Annotated in this window: 12 protein-coding genes; 9 read left to right on the forward strand and 3 right to left on the reverse strand. The window is 72.0% G+C overall.

Annotated elements, in window-relative coordinates; translation table 11 throughout:
• Window positions 1-5 precede the first annotated feature (5 nt).
• The 3 genes from EAO73_RS11650 (at window position 6) to hflX (ending at window position 5,421) form a co-directional block, all read left to right on the forward strand.
• Complete coding sequence (locus EAO73_RS11650) at window positions 6-2,114, forward strand: RelA/SpoT family protein (RefSeq protein WP_147971289.1); 2,109 nt, start codon at window positions 6-8, stop codon at window positions 2,112-2,114.
• Window positions 2,115-2,303: 189 nt separating this feature from the next.
• Entirely contained in the window at window positions 2,304-3,758 is a 1,455-nt protein-coding gene (locus EAO73_RS11655) for a M1 family metallopeptidase (RefSeq protein WP_147971290.1), read from the forward strand.
• A 142-nt stretch (window positions 3,759-3,900) separates the two neighbouring features.
• Window positions 3,901-5,421, forward strand: coding sequence for a GTPase HflX (hflX, locus tag EAO73_RS11660; RefSeq protein WP_147971291.1), 1,521 nt, complete (start codon window positions 3,901-3,903; stop codon window positions 5,419-5,421).
• 78 nt (window positions 5,422-5,499) lie between these two features.
• Here the strand turns inward: hflX and EAO73_RS11665 are convergent, their stop codons facing one another.
• Entirely contained in the window at window positions 5,500-6,675 is a 1,176-nt protein-coding gene (locus EAO73_RS11665; RefSeq protein WP_147971292.1) for a trypsin-like serine peptidase, read from the reverse strand.
• Window positions 6,676-6,802: 127 nt separating this feature from the next.
• Window positions 6,803-8,035 (reverse strand): trypsin-like serine peptidase, encoded by a 1,233-nt coding sequence (locus tag EAO73_RS11670; RefSeq protein WP_224756237.1) that lies wholly within the window; start codon window positions 8,033-8,035, stop codon window positions 6,803-6,805.
• 326 nt (window positions 8,036-8,361) lie between these two features.
• Between EAO73_RS11670 and EAO73_RS11675 the strand changes: the two genes are divergently transcribed.
• The 5 genes from EAO73_RS11675 to EAO73_RS11695 are packed head-to-tail and all read left to right on the forward strand — an operon-like array spanning window position 8,362 to window position 16,268.
• The gene (locus EAO73_RS11675) at window positions 8,362-9,741 is read left to right on the forward strand and encodes a diaminobutyrate--2-oxoglutarate transaminase family protein (RefSeq protein ID WP_147971294.1); all 1,380 of its coding nucleotides are present in this window, start codon (window positions 8,362-8,364) and stop codon (window positions 9,739-9,741) included.
• Window positions 9,742-9,769: 28 nt separating this feature from the next.
• Window positions 9,770-11,683, forward strand: coding sequence for an IucA/IucC family protein (locus EAO73_RS11680; RefSeq protein WP_147971295.1), 1,914 nt, complete (start codon window positions 9,770-9,772; stop codon window positions 11,681-11,683).
• Window positions 11,578-12,348 (forward strand): GNAT family N-acetyltransferase, encoded by a 771-nt coding sequence (locus EAO73_RS11685; protein ID WP_224756253.1) that lies wholly within the window; start codon window positions 11,578-11,580, stop codon window positions 12,346-12,348. Before EAO73_RS11680 ends, EAO73_RS11685 begins: the two co-directional genes overlap by 106 nt.
• Window positions 12,349-12,408: 60 nt before the next feature.
• On the forward strand, window positions 12,409-14,247 hold the full coding sequence (locus EAO73_RS11690; protein ID WP_147971297.1) for an IucA/IucC family protein: 1,839 nt from the start codon (window positions 12,409-12,411) through the stop codon (window positions 14,245-14,247).
• A 50-nt stretch (window positions 14,248-14,297) separates the two neighbouring features.
• Entirely contained in the window at window positions 14,298-16,268 is a 1,971-nt protein-coding gene (locus EAO73_RS11695) for an ATP-dependent DNA helicase (RefSeq protein ID WP_147971298.1), read from the forward strand.
• Between the two features lie 108 nt (window positions 16,269-16,376).
• Here the strand turns inward: EAO73_RS11695 and lexA are convergent, their stop codons facing one another.
• Window positions 16,377-17,171, reverse strand: a complete 795-nt coding sequence (gene lexA, locus EAO73_RS11700; protein WP_026171816.1) for a transcriptional repressor LexA — start codon at window positions 17,169-17,171, stop codon at window positions 16,377-16,379.
• Window positions 17,172-17,663: 492 nt separating this feature from the next.
• On the opposite strand from lexA, the gene nrdR reads away from it, so the two are divergent.
• Window positions 17,664-18,176, forward strand: coding sequence for a transcriptional regulator NrdR (nrdR, locus tag EAO73_RS11705; protein WP_147971299.1), 513 nt, complete (start codon window positions 17,664-17,666; stop codon window positions 18,174-18,176).
• Window positions 18,177-18,224 lie beyond the last annotated feature (48 nt).

Below are 18,224 nucleotides of genomic sequence, written 5' to 3' on the forward strand. Positions count from 1 at the left end.
GCCCCATGAGTGCAGAGGCCACCAGCCCAGGTGCTCCCATCCGCAGGCGGGGCCTTCCCCGGATCGATCTCCGCAGGCTCGGCAGGGCCGCCCTGTTCGGCCCGGTCTCCCGCGACCGGCTCTCCGACGCCATCGCGCACGTCGCCGAGGCGCACCGGGCCCACCACCCCGACGCCGACCTCTCCGTCCTGCACCGGGCCTACCTGCTCGCCGAGACCTCGCACCGGGGGCAGATGCGCAAGAGCGGCGAGCCCTACATCACCCATCCGCTCGCCGTCACGCTCATCCTCGCCGAGCTGGGGGCCGAGACCACCACGCTGACCGCCTCCCTGCTCCACGACACGGTCGAGGACACCGAGGTGACCCTCGACCAGGTGCGGGAACAGTTCGGCGAGGAGGTCTGCTACCTCGTCGACGGCGTCACCAAACTCGAAAAGGTCGACTACGGGGCCGCCGCCGAACCCGAGACCTTCCGCAAGATGCTGGTCGCCACCGGGGACGACGTCCGGGTCATGTCGATCAAGCTCGCCGACCGGCTGCACAACATGCGCACCCTCGGCGTGATGCGCCCCGAGAAACAGGCCAGGATCGCCAAGGTCACCCGCGACGTGCTGATCCCCCTCGCGGAACGGCTCGGCGTCCAGGCGCTCAAGACCGAGCTGGAGGACCTGGTCTTCGCCATCCTCCACCCCGAGGAGTACGCCCGTGCCAGCGCGCTGGCCGAGGCGGCGGCGGAGGGACCCGACCCCCTCGGCGCCATGGCGGTGAACGTGGCCTCGGTCCTGCGGGAAGCGGACATCTCGTCGGAGGTCCTGGTCAGGCCCCGCCACCTCGTCTCCGTCCACCGCGTCCGGATGAAACGCGGCGAACTGCGCGGCAGCGACTTCGGACGGGTCCTGGTGCTCGTCGGTGAGGACGCCGACTGCTACGCCGTCCTCGGCGAGCTGCACACCTGCTTCACGCCGGTGATCTCCGAGTTCAAGGACTTCATCGCCGCCCCCAAGTTCAACCTGTACCAGTCGCTGCACACGGCTGTGGTGGGCCCGGACGGCGAGGTCGCCGAGGTCCTCATCCGCACCCACCGCATGCACAAGGTCGCCGAGGCCGGCGTCGTCGCGCTCGGCAATCCGTACGTCCCGGACGCCACCCCCCAGACCGCCGAACCGGCCGACGGCGAACGCGCCGACCCCACCCGCCCCGGCTGGCTCTCCCGCCTTCTCCAGTGGCAGCAGTCGGCCCCCGACCCCGACACCTTCTGGACCACCCTGCGCGCCGATCTCGCCCAGGACCGCGAGATCACCGTCTTCCGCACGGACGGCGGCATGCTCGGCCTCCCCGCCGGCGCCAGCTGCGTCGACGCGGCCTACGCCCAGCACGGGGACGCGGCCCACGCCTGCATCGGGGCCCGGGTGAACGGACGGCTGGCCACGCTCGGCACCGTGCTCAAGGACGGCGACACCGTGCAGCCGCTGCTGGCCGAGGACGCCGCGTCCGGCCCCTCGCCGGACTGGCTCGACCACGCGCGCACGCCCGCCGCCCGCATCGCGATCACCGGCTGGCTCGACGCCCACCCGCAGACGGCGGAGACCGGGCAGCCGGGCGTACCGGCCCGCCGCGATCCGCAGCCCGCCGCGCCGGAGTCCGCCCCGCCCGCCGCGCCGGAGCCCGCCCGGACCCGTACCGCGACCGCCGTGGCCGAGCGGCCGGACACCGCCGTTCGGCTCGCCGGGTGCTGTACGCCCGTACCCCCCGACGAGGTCACCGGCTTCCCCGTGCGCGGCGGCGCCGCCGTCACCGTGCACCGGCTGGAGTGTCCCGCGGTGGCGCGCATGGAGGCCGTCGGCCGGGCGCCCGTCGCGGTGAGCTGGGGCGACGAGCAGGCGTGCCGGGTGACTCTGGTCGCTGAATCGTTCGGCCGGCCCCGACTGCTCGCCGACCTCACCGAGGCGATCGCCGGCGCGGACGCCGCCGTCGTCTCCGCCACCGTGGAGCCCCCGAGCGAACAGCGCGTACGGCACACCTACACACTGCGGCTCCCGGACGCGGCCGGGCTGCCCGCCCTGATGCGCGCCATGCGCGAGGTACCCGGCGTCTACGACGTGAGCCGCGTCTGAGGGGCCGCCCGTACCGCGCTCCGCCCCGGACCCCGCGCCGTTCGGAAGCGATGACGGACGCTGCGGCCCTCGGAAGCGGCCGGGCGCCGCCTGCGGCGGTCTCACCCGGGGCCGTATACCGCGTTCTCGTTCGGGTGGCGCGGCGCGCGCCGCGTCCTTCGGGCGGGGCGGCGCTGATAGCCGTAGTCCATGCCGTTCCTCTTCCGCCGCTCCCGGGCCGCCCTGCTGGCCGCCGCGTCGGCCGCGCTCGTCGCAGCCACCCTGCCCGCCGCCCCGGTGCCTCTCGGCATCGGCGACCCGCTCTTCCCGCACCTCGGCAACCCCGGGTACGACGTACTGGCCTACGACATCGGCCTCACCTACCAGGGGCGCAACGACGAGCCGCTGGACGCCGTCACCACCATCGAGGCACGGACGACCGAGCCGCTGGACCGGATCAACCTGGACTTCACCCGCGGCACCGTCCGCTCCGTCGCCGTGAACGGGCTGCGCGCCGGATTCGAGACCGCGGGCGAGGATCTCGTCGTCCGGCCGGCGGGCCGCATCCCGGCAGGAATCCCCCTGCGCATCACCGTCCGGCACACCAGCGATCCCACCGGTGAGCAGGACAGCGGCGGCTGGGTACGCACCTCCGACGGGCTCGCCATGGCCAATCAGGCCGATGCCGGTCACCGGGTGTTCCCGAGCAACGACCACCCCGCCGACAAGGCGTACTTCACCTTCCGCGTCACCGCGCCGAACGACCTGACGGTGGTGGCCAACGGGCTGCCCGCCGGCCGCAGCCGGCACGGCGGCAGCACCACCTGGACCTACCGCACCGAGCACCCCATGGCCACCGAACTGGCCCAGGTCAGCATCGGCGGCTCGACCGTGGTGCGGCGCACCGGACCGCACGGACTTCCGGTGCGCGACGTCGTACCGACGGCCGACCGCGACCGGGTGGAGACCTGGCTGAAGAGGACCCCCGCCCAGCTGGAGTGGATGGAGCGGCAGGTCGGCCCGTACCCGTTCGAGAACTACGGAATCCTCGTCGCCGACACCGAGACCGGCTTCGAGCTGGAGACGCAGACCCTCTCCCTCTTCGAGCGGCGCCTGTTCACCGACACGCGCTTCCCCGCGTGGTACGTCGAGTCGGTCATGGTCCACGAGCTGGCCCACCAGTGGTTCGGCGACAGCGTCTCCCCGCGGACCTGGTCCGACCTCTGGCTGAACGAGGGGCACGCCAGCTGGTACGAGGCGCGGTACACCGAGGACCACATGGACGCACCGCTGGAGGCACGTATGCGGAACGCCTACATCCGGTCGGACACCTGGCGCGCCGCCGGAGGGCCGCCCGCCCGGCCCGCGGCACCGAAGCCCGGCCAGAAGATCAGCCTGTTCCGGCCCGTCGTCTACGACGGCAGCGCCCTCGTCCTGTACGCGCTGCGCCAGGAGATCGGACACGACGCCTTCGGCCGGCTGGAACGGCGCTGGGTCCACAAGCACCGCGACTCCAACGCGGGCACGGCCGACTTCGTCCGGCTCGCCTCGCAGGTGTCGGGCCGCGACCTGACCGCGTTCTTCGACGGCTGGCTGTACGGGGCGAAGACGCCGCCCATGCCGGGGCACCCCGACTGGCGCAGCACCGCGCCGACAGGCGCGTAAACCCGCGTGACGCCCCGCACGGACCGTGCCACTATCGACGGGTCGCCGCGGCGGCCGAGGCGGAGGGATTCCCGGACGGGAATCATCCGGACAGGTCACGCGTTGTGACTGTCAGAACGACTCCCATCGACGTAAGGATCCAATGACCTCCTCTTCTTCCCTTCCCCAGGACGCGCACGACGCGCGGAGTGCCACGGAGAACGCGACCGAGAGCCTCACCGAGGGCCTGCGGGCCGACGCCCTGATGGAAGAGGACGTCGCCTGGAGCCACGAGATCGACGGGGAGCGGGACGGCGAACAGCTGGACCGCTCGGACCGCGCCGCGCTGCGACGCGTGGCCGGACTCTCCACCGAGCTCGAGGACGTCACCGAGGTCGAGTACCGGCAGCTGCGCCTGGAGCGCGTGGTGCTCGTCGGTGTCTGGACCTCGGGCACCGTGCAGGACGCGGAGAATTCGCTCGCCGAGCTGGCGGCGCTCGCCGAGACGGCGGGCGCCGAGGTGCTCGACGCCGTCTTCCAGCGCCGCGACAAGCCCGACCCGGCCACGTACATCGGTTCCGGCAAGGCGCTGGAGCTGCGTGACCTCGTCGTCGAGTCGGGGGCCGACACCGTCGTCTGCGACGGTGAGCTGAGTCCCGGCCAGCTGATCCACCTCGAAGACGTCGTCAAGGTCAAGGTGGTCGACCGGACCGCCCTGATCCTCGACATCTTCGCCCAGCACGCCAAGTCCCGAGAGGGCAAGGCCCAGGTCTCGCTGGCGCAGATGCAGTACATGCTGCCGAGGCTGCGCGGCTGGGGTCAGTCGCTGTCCCGTCAGATGGGCGGTGGCGGTACCAGCGGCGGTGGCGGCATGGCGACCCGTGGTCCCGGTGAGACCAAGATCGAGACCGACCGGCGCCGCATCCGCGAGAAGATGGCGAAGATGCGCCGGGAGATCGCGGAGATGAAGACCGGCCGCGACCTCAAGCGCCAGGAGCGCCGGCGCAACAAGGTGCCGTCGGTCGCCATCGCCGGCTACACCAACGCCGGCAAGTCCTCGCTGCTCAACCGCCTCACCGGGGCGGGCGTGCTGGTGGAGAACGCCCTGTTCGCCACCCTCGACCCGACCGTGCGCCGGGCCGAGACGCCGAGCGGCCGGGTCTACACCCTCGCCGACACCGTCGGGTTCGTCCGGCACCTGCCGCACCACCTGGTCGAGGCGTTCCGCTCCACCATGGAGGAGGTCGGCGAGTCCGACCTCATCCTGCACGTGGTGGACGGCGCGCACCCGGTGCCGGAGGAGCAGCTCGCAGCGGTGCGCGAGGTGATCCGCGAGGTCGGGGCGACGGACGTCCCCGAGATCGTCGTGATCAACAAGGCGGACGCGGCGGACCCGCTTGTCCTCCAGCGCCTCCTGCGCAACGAGAAGCACGCCATCGCGGTCTCCGCGCGCACCGGCGCCGGTATCGACGAGCTGCTCGCGCTGATCGACAACGAGCTGCCCCGCCCGTCGGTCTCGATCGAGGCGCTCGTGCCGTACACCCAGGGCGGTCTCGTCTCCCGGGTGCACGCCGAGGGCGAGGTGGTCTCCGAGGAGCACACGTCGGAGGGCACCCTGATCAAGGCGCGGGTGAACGAGGAGCTGGCCTCGGAGCTGGCCGCGTTCGTCCCCGCGGTGCACTGAGCCGTACCGCACGGAAACAACCGGAGGCCCGTTCCCCCACCAGGGAACGGGCCTCCGGCCGTCGTGCCGACGGCGCCGTTACTGGGCGCCGTACTTCTCGCTCATCATGGTGAAGATCTGCTCCGCGCCCTCGCCGAGGTGCGGTCCGGCGAGCCAGCCCGACGTGACCGGGCCGATCGACGTGTTGGAGACCAGTGCCAGCTTGCCGTCACTGCCCTCGCTGAACCAGCCGCCGCCGGACGAACCGCCGGTCATCGAGCAGCCGATGCGGTACATCGTGGGCGTGGCGGGGCTGATCGAGAGCCGGCCGGGGCGGTCGATGCACTTGTGCATGATCAGACCGTCGTACGGCGGGGCCGCCGGGTAGCCCCATGCGCCCATCGCGCTGATCTGCGCGATCTCGGGAGCATCGAAGTTCACCGTCAGGGCGTTGCCGACGGTCTCCTCAAGGGACTTGGTGCCCTGCTCAGGCTTCACGTGCAGGACCGCGTAGTCGTACGGGGCGCCCTCGCCACCGGTCGGGCCGCCGTCCTTGATCCACTCGCCGGAGGTGCTGGCCCAGTCCGCCCAGTAGGCGCCGTACGGGGTGATCTCCTGCTGCTGCGCGTTCCCCAGCTGCGCGGCGCTCTTGCCCTTGTCGTTGTACGCGGGCACGAAGACGATGTTGCGGTACCAGCCGCCGGCGGCTCCGGCGTGGACGCAGTGTCCGGCGGTCCACACCAGGTTGGACTTGCCGGGGTTCTTCGGGTCCTTCACGACCGTGCCCGAGCAGACCATGTGGCCCTTGGGGGAGTCGAAGAAGACCTTCCCGACCGGGGCCGCGTAGTTGTGGTACGGAGTCTTCTCGCGCTCGGCGGTGACCGGCTTGGGCTCCGGGTCCGAGACGCCCTGGTCGCCGGAGAGGTCTCCTGCGGACATGGTCTTGGCCGGGTCCTTCGCCGACTTCATCCGGTCGGGCTTCCACAGCCCCTCGATGACCGGGTTGACGAAGTCCTTGGCCTCACGCAGCCACTTGTCCTTGTCCCAGTTCTTCCACTCGCCGTTCTTCCACTTGTCGGGGTCGACCCCGTGCTTCTTGAGCGTGTCGGCGAGGTCGGCGGGGATGCCGCCGTTCTTGCCGGTTCCCTCGGAAGCGGACGCCGAGGCGGACGGCTTGGCGGCGCCCTCGTCCTCGGTGGGGCCGCAGGCCGTGGCCGTCAGCGCGAGCGCGGCGACCAGACCGGTCGCGGCGAACAGCGGACGTATGGATCGCATGAAAAGAATTCCCCCTGAAATCTGCACATTCGATGTCTGTGCGCCAGGGGCCCCCGGAGCGGACCGCGCCGCTCCGAAGGCCCCTGGCCTCCGCACATCCGCGCCCGAACGGGCGCGGGTCCTGCCGTTACTTGTCCGCGTACTTCTTGCTGACCGCGTCGTAGACGCCCTTGGCCTCCTTGCCGAGCCGCGGTCCGGCGAGCCAGCCCGCCGTCACCGGGCCGATGGAGGTGTTCGAGACCAGCGCGGGCTTGCCGTCCTGGCCGGTGGCGACCCAGCCGCCGCCGGAGGAACCGCCGGTCATCGAGCAGCCGATGCGGTACATCGTCGGGTCGCCCTGGGCGAGCGAGAGACGGCCCGGCTTGTCCTGGCACTGGAACATCTTCTGGCCGTCGTACGGGGCCGCCGCCGGGAAGCCGGTGGCCGTCATACCGGAGATCTTGGGCACGGCCGGGGCGTTGAACTCGACCGGCAGAGCCGAACCGACCGTCTCCTCCAGGGACTTGCCGCCGGCGCCCTCCTCGGGCGTGACGTGCAGCACGGCGAAGTCGTACGGGGCGCCCAGGCCGCCGACCGACGCGCCCTGGTCGATCCACTGCTGCGAGGTCTGCGCCCAGGTGCCCCACCAGATGCCGTAGGGGGCGACCTTCTCCTTCGGCGGCTTGTTGCGCAGCTCGGCCGTCGACATCCCGCTGTTGTTGTACGAGGGGACGAAGGCGATGTTGCGGTACCAGCCGCCCTTCTTGCCCGCGTGCACACAGTGGCCGGCGGTCCACACCATGTTGGACTTGCCCGGGTGGGCCGGGTCCTTCACCACGGTTGCCGAGCAGACCATCGAGCCCTCGGGGCCGTCGAAGAACAGCTTGCCCGACTCCGCGGCGTTGTCGTGGTACTGCGTCTTCACGCCCACGGCCCGGACCGGCGCGGGCGTCGGGTCCGTCACACCCTCGTCGCCCGAGATGTCGTTCTCGACCGGCTTCTCGGGTGCCTTGTCGGCGTCCCGCATGCGGTCGGGGTCCCAGAGGCCCGCGATGATCGGGTTGATGTAGTCCTTGGCCTCACGCAGCCACTTGTCCTTGTCCCAGTTCTTCCACTCGCCGTTCTTCCACTTGTCGACGTCGATCCCGTGCTCCTTGAGCCGGTCCTTCAGATCGTCCGGGACGGCGATCTTGTCGTCCGACGAGGCACTGGCCGAGCTGCTGCTGCTCGGCTCGGTGCTCGCGTCGTCCTCGGTCGGCCCGCAGGCGGTTGCCGTGAGCGCGAGGACGGCGGCGAACGCGGCGGTGGCGAGCACGGGGGAGGAGGCGCGGCGCGCACTTCCCCCTCGGCGTGCGGATATTCCTGGTCGAACGAGACGCATCTGCTGATCCCCCTGGGACTTCGTAACTCAAAGCTTCTGTACTGCACTTGCGCGCGGCGCGCCGCGTGGTGCCCCGAACGGGCAGGGAGCGACGCGGGCTTCGGGTGTGCCCGAGCCCGGCGCGGTCCCCCACTATGCCGGTGCCGTCGTCGACGGTGTGCGGCAGGGTTGCGCTCCGCAAGGATCTTCGGATTTACCCGTGATCCTTTGCCCCCTCCGTCGTTGGTACGTGCGGGGGCACGGAGACAGCGTTCACCCTCGCAGACCGTCCTTACGGAATCGTACTGACGTGCAACGCAACTGTTACAGCGGGAGGATCAAGAGCCGTGGCCGTGACCGAACCAGCTCCGGCGCCACCCCTCGCCCCCCACGAGGGCATCCTGCGCCGCCAGTCCCTGCGTGAATCGGCCGCCCGCACCTACGCCAGGTCGCTGCCGATCGTGCCGGTGCGGGCCCGGGGTCTGACCATCGAGGGCGCGGACGGGCGGCGCTACCTCGACTGCCTTTCCGGGGCGGGGACGCTGGCGCTCGGCCACAACCACCCGGTCGTGCTGGAGGCGATCAAGAAGGTCATCGATTCGGGCGCCCCGCTGCACGTGCTGGACCTGGCCACACCGGTCAAGGACGCCTTCACCACGGAGCTGTTCGCCACGCTGCCGAGGCAGTTCGCCGACAACGCCCGCATCCAGTTCTGCGGACCCGCCGGCACGGACGCGGTCGAGGCGGCGTTCAAACTCGTCCGCGCCGCCACCGGCCGCAGCGGCCTGCTGGCCTTCACCGGTGCCTATCACGGGATGACGGCGGGCGCCCTCGCCGCTTCCGGCGGCGCCGAGGACGTACGGGTGACGAGGCTGCCCTTCCCGCAGAACTACCGCTGCCCCTTCGGCATCGGCGGCGAGGCCGGTGCGCGGACCGCCGCCCGCTGGACCGAGAACCTGCTGGACGACCCCAAGAGCGGCACACCCGCACCCGCCGGAATGATCCTCGAACCGGTCCAGGGCGAGGGCGGCGTCAACCCCGCGCCGGACGGCTGGATGCGCCGGATGCGGGAGATCACCGAGGACCGTTCCATCCCGCTGATCGCCGACGAGGTGCAGACCGGCGTCGGCCGCACCGGCGCCTTCTGGGCCGTCGAGCACAGCGGCGTCGTGCCCGACGTGATGGTGATGTCCAAGGCCATCGGCGGTTCGCTCCCGCTCGCCGTGATCGTCTACCGCTCCGAGCTCGACACCTGGCAGCCCGGCGCCCACGCCGGCACGTTCCGCGGTAACCAGCTCGCCATGGCCGCCGGAACGGCTACCCTCGCGTACGTCCGGGAGAACGGCCTCGCCGAACGCGCCGGGGTCCTCGGCGACCGCATGCTCGCCGCCCTGAGATCGCTCGCCGCCGACCACCCGTGCATCGGCGACGTCCGGGGGAGGGGGCTGATGATCGGCGTCGAGGTCGTCGACCCCGAAGCCCGCCCTCCGGGCACCGGCACGGAGCCGCCGCCCGACCCGGTCCTCGCCGCCGCCGTCCAGCAGGAGTGCCTGCGCCGCGGGCTCATCGTCGAACTCGGCGGCCGCCACTCCACCGTCGTACGCCTGCTCCCTCCCCTCACACTCACCGACGAACAGGCAACGGCGGTCGTCGACCGCCTCGCCGATGCCCTGGCAGCCGCGGAACGTTCACCGCACCGCCGCCTGCCGACCGGATCGATCCGCTGACCCCGGACACCCATACAGGAAGACCGCCGTGAACCCCACCCCCGCGCCCGAGGCCGACGGCCCTCCCCCCAGCCACCTCCCCGAGGCCGCCGCCCCCGGGCAACTCGCCGTCGAAACGACGACCGTGCCGCGCCAGAAGGAGACGCCGCACGAACGGTGGCGCGCATCGGGGCCCGCTTCCCCTGCCCCGGTGGCCCCGGACGCGGACACTCCGGCCCATGGCGCCGACCCGCTCGACCACCCCGACCCGCTCCGCGCGGCCGACGCGGCGGGCGTCGAGAACCTGCTGCGCTGCTGGGTCCGCGAGAGCGACCTGCCCCGGCCGGCGGGGGAGACCCTGCGCATCCCGCTCCCGGCGAGCGGTACCGCTCTGCTCGTCCCCGTCCTCCACTGGTCGGACACGGGCTGGCACCGCTTCGGGCCGCCCGCCGTGGAACAGGCGCCCGCCGCCGCGCCCGCCGCCGACGCCGTCACCGTGGCCGCCCTGCTCGGCCGCGAGTCCGGCCTCCACGACGGCACCGACATGGCGGGCCGGGTCGCCGACTCCGTACGGCGCACCGCCGCGTTCATCGAGGAGCGGCGCCGCCGGCCGCACGCCCCCGACGAGGCGGACCTCTTCCTGACGGCGGAGCAGTCCCTTCTGCTGGGGCACCCGCTGCATCCCTCGCCCAAGAGCAGGGAAGGGCTCACCGACGCCGAATCACGGCTCTACTCACCCGAGTTGCACGGCTCCTTCCCCCTCCACTGGATGGCGGCCGACCGCTCCGTCCTGGCGACCGACTCCGCGTGGACCGACCAGGGCCGCCCCGTCCCCGCCGCCGACCTCGTCGCCCGGCATGCTCCGGGCCTGCCCTTCCCCGCACACACCGCGCTCATCCCCCTCCACCCCTGGCAGGCCCGCGAGTTGCGGAGCAGGCCCGAAGTCGCCGCCCTCCTCGGCTCCGGCCTCCTGCACGACCTCGGCCCGTACGGCGCCCCCTGGCACCCCACCTCCTCGGTGCGCACCGTGCACCGGCCGGGCAGCGACCTGATGCTGAAGCTCTCCCTCGGCGTCCGCATCACCAACTCCCGCCGGGAGAACCTCCGCAAGGAGCTCCACCGGGGCGTGGAGGTCCACCGGCTGCTCCGCACCGGGCTCGCCCGCCAGTGGCACGCGGCGCACCCCGGCTTCGACATCGTGCGCGACCCCGCCTGGCTCGCCGTCGACACCCCGGACGGCGCCCCCGTGCACGGCCTCGACGTCATGCTGCGGCACAACCCCTTCGAGCGGTACGACGACGCGGTCTGCATCGCCGGACTCACCGCCCCGCGCCCCTGGCCGGGCCGGCCGGGCCTGCACTCCCGCCTCGCCGACATCGTCCAGCGCCTCGCCGCCGCCACCGGCCGGACCACGACGGCGGTCGCCGCCGAGTGGTTCCTGCGCTACCTCGAACGCGTCGTCCACCCGGTGCTCTGGCTGGACGCCCACGCGGGTGTCGCGCTCGAAGCCCACCAGCAGAACACCCTGGTCCTGCTCGACGCCGACGGCTGGCCCACCGGCGGCCGTTACCGTGACAATCAGGGCTACTACTTCCGCGAATCCCACCGCGCGGCGCTCGACCACAGGCTCCCCGGCATCGGAAAGGTCAGCGACACCTTCGTCACCGACGCCGTCACCGACGAGCGCTTCGCCTACTACCTCGGCATCAACAACGTATTCGGACTGATCGGGGCGTTCGGCGCCCAGCGGCTCGCCGACGAACAGATGCTCATCGACGCCTTCCGGCGCTTCCTGAAGTCGGCGAGCGAACTGGGTTCGCCCTTCCCCGCCCACCTGCTGGAGAACCCACGTCTGCGCTGCAAGGCCAACATGCTGACCCGCCTGCACGGACTCGACGAACTCGTCGGCCCGGTGGACACCCAGTCCGTCTACGTGACCATCACCAACCCCCTGCACGGCTGAGCAGCGGGGGCCCCGTCCGGCAGCAAGTCGCCCCAGTCCGCCGGTCGTCGAGAGCCGAGAGAGGAGCGCCACCCGTGTCCCTCCCCGACGCGCACGCCGGTCCCGGCCGCAGGGCGGACTGGGCCCCCGTCGCCACAACGGCCGGTGTGTTCCAGCTCGTTCCGGTCGAGCCGGAGCGCGATCTGGCGACGATCAGCCGCTGGATGAACGACCCCGCCGTCGCCGCCTTCTGGGAGCTGGCCGGCGACGCCGACGTCACGGCCGCGCACCTCGCGCCCCAGCTCGCGGCCGACAGCCACAGCACCCCGTGGATCGGGGTGCTGTCGGGCACCCCCATGAGCTACTGGGAGCTCTACCGCGCCGACCTCGACCCGCTCGCCCGCCACTACCCGGCCCGTCCGCACGACATGGGCGTCCACCTCCTGATCGGCGAGGGACAACACCGGGGCCGTGGCACCGGCACGACGCTCCTGCGAGCCGTGACCGACCTTGTGCTCGACCACGTCCCCCTCTGCACCCGGGTCGTGGCCGAGCCCGACATCAGCAACATCCCGTCCGTCTCCGCGTTCCTGAGCGCCGGCTTCCGCTTCTCCGCCGAGATCGAACTCCCTGAGAAGCGGGCCGCGCTGATGATCCGCGACCGAGCCCACCGCACCCGCCCATGAACGCTTCCCTCATCCATCCGCACCGCTCGAACCCCATCGGTTCCCTCCCGAGGAGTCCCCGTGCCGACATACCCTGCGCACCACCACGACGCAACGGAGCCGCCCGCACTGCTCAGCACCCCCGAACTGAACCGGGCTGCCTGGGACCGGGCCGCCTCCCGGATGCTCGCGAAGATGCTCGGTGAATTCGCCTACGAGGAAGTCATCGAGCCGGCTCCGCGAACCGCCGGCGGCGGCACGTACACCCTTCCTCTGGATGACGGCGGCAATCTGAGCTTCACCGCCCGGCGCGGCGTCTACGGGAGCTGGCGGGTGGACCCCGCATCGATCCGGGCGGAGGGGTCGGATCCCGCCGGTGGCAGTGCCCCCTTCCGCGATCCGCTGCGCTTCCTCACCCGGGCCCGCCGCCTCCTCGATCTCGACGGCGCCACCCTCGGCCACCTCGTCCGCGAGCTGACCACGACGCTCACCGCGGACGCCCGCCTCGACCACACCGCCCTCACCGCCGAGGAGCTGGCGGACCTCGGCTATGCGGAGCTGGAGGGCCACCAGACCGGCCATCCCTGGATCGTCGCCAACAAGGGCCGCCTGGGCTTCTCCGCCACCGACGCCTCGCGCTACGCCCCCGAGGCCCGCGAGCCGGTCCGGCTGCCGTGGCTCGCCGTCTCCCACCGGATCGCCGAGTACCGGGGCGTGCCCGCCCTGGCCGACCCCGGCCGGCTCTACGCACAGGAGCTCGACGCCGGCGTCCGCGCGTCGTTCGCCGACACGCTGCGCGGCCGCGGGCTCGACCCGGACGGCTACTACTTCCTGCCCGTCCACCCCTGGCAGTGGGACGAGTGGATCGTGCCGCTGTTCGCGCCCGCCATCGCCGCCGGTGACATCGTGCCCCTGCCCGCCGACCCGGACGTACGGCTGCCGCAGCAGTCCATCCGTACCTTCGCCAACATCGCGCGGCCCGAGCGGCACACGGTCAAGCTCCCGCTGTCGATTCTCAACACCCTGGTCTGGCGCGGACTGCCGACCGAACGCACCATCGCCGCGCCCGCCGTCACCGGCTGGGTGCAGGGGCTGTGCGACAGCGATCCGTTCCTGCGCGACACCTGTGGCGTGATCCTGCTCGGCGAGGTCGCCTCGGTCACTGTCGAGCACCCGCTGTACGACCACCTCCCCGAGGCGCCGTACCAGTTCAAGGAGATCCTGGGCGCGATCTGGCGCGAGCCCCTGCCTCCGCGCCTGGCACCGGGGGAGCGCGCCCGTACCCTCGCGTCCCTGCTGCACACCGACCCGCGGGGACGCGCGTTCACCGCCGAACTGGTCGCCCGCTCCGGGCTGGCGCCCACCGTCTGGCTGTCCCGGCTCTTCGCCGCCCTGCTGCCGCCGCTGCTGCACTTCCTCTACCGCTACGGCACCGTCTTCTCCCCGCACGGCGAGAACGCGATCGTGGTCTTCGACGAGCAGGACGTCCCGGTCCGTCTGGCGATCAAGGACTTCGTCGACGACGTCAACGTCAGCGCGCAGCCGCTCCCCGAGCACGACACGATGCCGGACGACGTGCGCCGCGTCCTGCTGACCGAGGAGCCGGCCTTCCTCACCCAGTTCATCCACTCCGGCCTCTTCACCGGGGTCTTCCGCTTCCTCTCCCCGCTCTGCGAGGAACAGCTGGGCGTCCCCGAGGGCGAATTCTGGTCACTCGTCCGGGCCGAGATCCTGCGCCACCACGCCCGGTTCCCCGAGCTGAAGGAGCGGTTCGAGATGTTCGACATGCTGACCCCGCGCATCGAGCGCCTCTGTCTCAACCGCAATCGGCTGCACCTGGACGGCTACCGCGACCGGCCCGTACGCCCGCATGCGGCGGTCCACGGCACCGTGGCCAACCCGCTGCACCTCTCCGCGTGAGGCCGGGAGTGACCGCCGATGTCAGCGGCGCCCCGTAGGCTGGCCGGGCTATGACGAAGCCATCCCTCCCCGAGCTCCTGCACGCCGCCGTGACCGCCGTCGGCGGTACGGAGAGGCCCGGCCAGGCCGCCATGGCCACCGCCGTCGCCGAGGCCGTGGACGACCAATCCCACCTGCTCGTCCAGGCCGGCACCGGGACGGGCAAGTCGCTCGGCTACCTGGTGCCGGCCCTGGCCCACGGCGAGCGCGTCGTCGTGGCCACGGCGACGCTGGCCCTCCAGCGCCAGCTCGTCGAGCGCGACCTGCCGCGCACGGTGGACGCGCTGCATCCGCTGCTGCGCCGCCGCCCCCAGTTCGCGATGCTCAAGGGCCGGTCGAACTACCTCTGCCTGCACCGGCTCCACGAGGGCGTGCCGCAGGACGAGGAGGAGGGACTGTTCGACCAGTTCGAGGCGGCGGCTCCGTCCAGCAAGCTCGGCCAGGACCTCCTGCGCATGCGCGACTGGGCCGACGAGACCGAGACGGGCGACCGGGACGACCTCACGCCCGGCGTCTCGGACCGGGCCTGGGCGCAGATCTCCGTCTCCTCGCGGGAGTGCCTGGGCGCGAGCAAGTGCGCGTACGGGGCGGAGTGCTTCGCCGAGCAGGCCCGGGAGCGGGCGAAGCTCGCCGATGTGGTGGTCACCAACCACGCGCTCCTGGCGATCGACGCCATCGAGGGCGCCCCGGTGCTCCCGCAGCACGAGGTGCTGATCGTCGACGAGGCCCATGAGCTGGTCTCCCGGGTCACCGGTGTGGCCACCGGCGAGCTCACCCCGGGCCAGGTGAACCGCGCGGTGCGCCGCGCCGCGAAGCTGGTCAACGAGAAGGCGGCGGACGCGCTGCAGACCGCGTCCGAGGGCTTCGAGCGGGTGATGGAGCTGGCGCTCCCCGGCCGCCTGGAGGAGGTGCCGGAGGACCTGGGGTACGCGCTGATGGCCCTGCGGGACGCCGCGCGCACGGTGATCAGTGCCATCGGCGCCACGCGGGACAAGTCCGTCCAGGACGAGGACGCCGTCCGTAAGCAGGCGCTGGCCTCGGTCGAGTCCATCCACGCCGTCGCCGAACGCATCACGCAGGGGTCCGAGTACGACGTCGTCTGGTACGAGCGCCACGACCGGTTCGGCGCCTCGGTCCGGGTCGCGCCGCTCTCCGTGTCCGGACTGCTGCGCGAGAAGCTGTTCTCCGAGCGCTCCGTCGTCCTGACCTCGGCCACGCTCAAGCTCGGCGGCGACTTCAACGGCGTGGGCGCCTCCCTGGGGCTCGCCCCGGAGGGCACCGCCGGGGAGGACGTCCCGCAGTGGAAGGGCCTGGACGTCGGCTCGCCGTTCGACTACCCGAAGCAGGGCATCCTGTACGTCGCCCGGCATCTGGCGACCCCCGGCCGGGAGGGCTCCCGTACGGACATGCTGGACGAGCTGTCCGAGCTGGTGGAGGCGGCGGGCGGGCGCACGCTGGGGCTGTTCTCCTCGATGCGGGCGGCCAAGGCGGCGGCCGAGGAGCTGCGCGGCCGGCTGGAGAAGCCGATCCTGCTCCAGGGCGAGGAGACCCTGGGCGAGCTGATCAAGAACTTCGCCGCCGACCCGGAGACCTGCCTGTTCGGCACGCTGTCGCTCTGGCAGGGCGTCGACGTTCCCGGTCCGAGCTGTCAGCTCGTGGTCATGGACCGCATCCCGTTCCCCCGCCCCGACGACCCGCTGATGAGCGCCCGCCAGAAGGCGGTCGAGGAGGCCGGGGGCAACGGCTTCATGGCGGTGGCGGCCACGCATGCCGCGCTGCTGATGGCCCAGGGCGCCGGCCGTCTCGTACGGGCGACGGGGGACAAGGGCGTCGTCGCGGTGCTCGACCCGCGCCTGGCCAACGCGCGGTACGGCAGCTATCTGAGGGCCTCGCTCCCCGACTTCTGGTACACCACCGACCGCAACCAGGCCCGGCGCTCGCTCGCCGCGATCGACGCGGCGGCCAAGGCCGACGGACGGTAGCCCTCCGGGACGTACACGAACCGCTCAGGGGCGTACGGACACGCACAGGGGCCCCGGGGACGGCACGAAGCCGGACCCGGGGCCCCTGATTGCCAGAGAGTGCGGGGCTCAGACGCGGCGCAGCACCGCGACGACCTTGCCGAGGATCGTCGCCTCGTCGCCGGGGATCGGCTGGTACGCGGCGTTGTGCGGGAGCAGCCAGACGTGGCCGTCCTCGCGTTTGAAGCGCTTGACCGTGGCCTCACCGTCCAGCATGGCGGCCACGATGTCGCCGTTCTCCGCGACGGGCTGGCGTCGCACGGTGACCCAGTCGCCGTCACAGATCGCCGCCTCGATCATCGAGTCACCGACGACCTTCAGCACGAAGAGCTCGCCGTCACCGACCAGCTGGCGGGGGAGCGGGAAGACGTCCTCGACGGACTCCTCGGCGAGGATCGGGCCACCGGCGGCGATCCGGCCCACCAGCGGCACGTACGAGGCGGCGGGCTTGCCCGTGGTGTCCGTCGGCTGCGTGCTCGGCTGGTCGGAGCCGCGTACCTCGTACGCCCGGGGGCGGTGCGGGTCGCGGCGCAGGAAGCCCTTGCGCTCCAGGGCCATCAGCTGATGGGCGACGGACGAGGTGCTGGAGAGGCCCACCGCCTGACCGATCTCCCGCATCGACGGCGGATAGCCGCGCCGCTGCACGGAGTCCCGGATGACCTCGATCACCCGCCGCTGGCGGTCCGTGAGCCCCGAGCTGTCCGCCCGGATTCCGGGAGGTCGTCCGGGGAGCGAGCGCGCTGGGCGTCCGGGCTCCGGTCCCTCCGTGTTCGTGACTGAGTCATTCATGGCATGCACCGGCTCGAGTCGGCTCTGGGAGCGGTCCTGGGCAGTGATGATGGCACTGTCTGCGGTGGTGGTCACGTCGGCGGCCCCTCTCGAATGGTCTCCCTGGCTGGACAACGGTAGTAGCTTTCGAAAGGTTGCGCCAAACACACGTTCGAGTGAAAAACGAATAAAAGACTGCCGGGCTTCGCTGCGAGGTGTATGAGGCTGCGTACAGTGCGCGATGCCGCGAGGCCGGGCGCCCTTCGGAAGCGCGCGGCGGCGGCTCCCCGACGCTATCGCCGAACGCCTCGCCGAGCGCGGGCGGGGTGGCCGCCCGGTCGTCCGCCGTCCGGGCGCTTCCCGTACCCTCTTGGTCGGTCGTACGCTGCCTTCCGGCGCGACACGCGACAGGGCCGAATGTGCGCCCGGACCCTAGATCTAGTGGTTGGATAGTTCCGACCGCCCCGAATGTAGTGGTCCCCCGTCCGTCGGGGGTGCGGTCATCGCCTATGCTTGAGACCGCTTCGAGGGCCCCCTACGGGGCCTGAAGAGGCTATTCAGTCGTGCTGTGAAGGAGGGTTGGGAGCCATGCACTGCCCCTTCTGCAGGCACCCCGACAGCCGGGTCGTCGACAGTCGCACCACCGACGACGGGACCTCGATCCGCCGCCGCCGCCAGTGCCCCGACTGCTCCCGCCGTTTCACCACGGTGGAGACCTGTTCGCTCATGGTGGTCAAGCGCAGCGGAGTGACCGAGCCCTTCAGCCGCACCAAGGTCATCTCCGGTGTGCGCAAGGCATGCCAGGGGCGGCCCGTCACCGAGGACGCCCTCGCCAAGCTCGGCCAGCGGGTCGAGGAGGCGGTGCGCGCCACCGGCAGCGCCGAGCTGACCACGCACGACGTGGGCCTGGCCATCCTCGGCCCCCTGCAGGAACTCGACCTCGTCGCCTACCTGCGGTTCGCGTCCGTGTACCGGGCGTTCGACAGCCTCGAAGACTTCGAGGCCGCCATCACGGAACTCCGTGAGCGGCGGCCCCCCGTGGAAGGAAGCGGGAGCGGCGAGACCCTGGAGGTCCCCGCTCCCGCCGTCGCCGCCGACTGAGCGGCAGCCGCCGGCGGCCCGATCGGGGGATCGGGCGAGGGCCGGCAC

This window comes from Streptomyces sp. col6, assembly GCF_008042035.1.
In the GTDB taxonomy this organism is placed as follows: Bacteria; Actinomycetota; Actinomycetes; order Streptomycetales; family Streptomycetaceae; genus Streptomyces.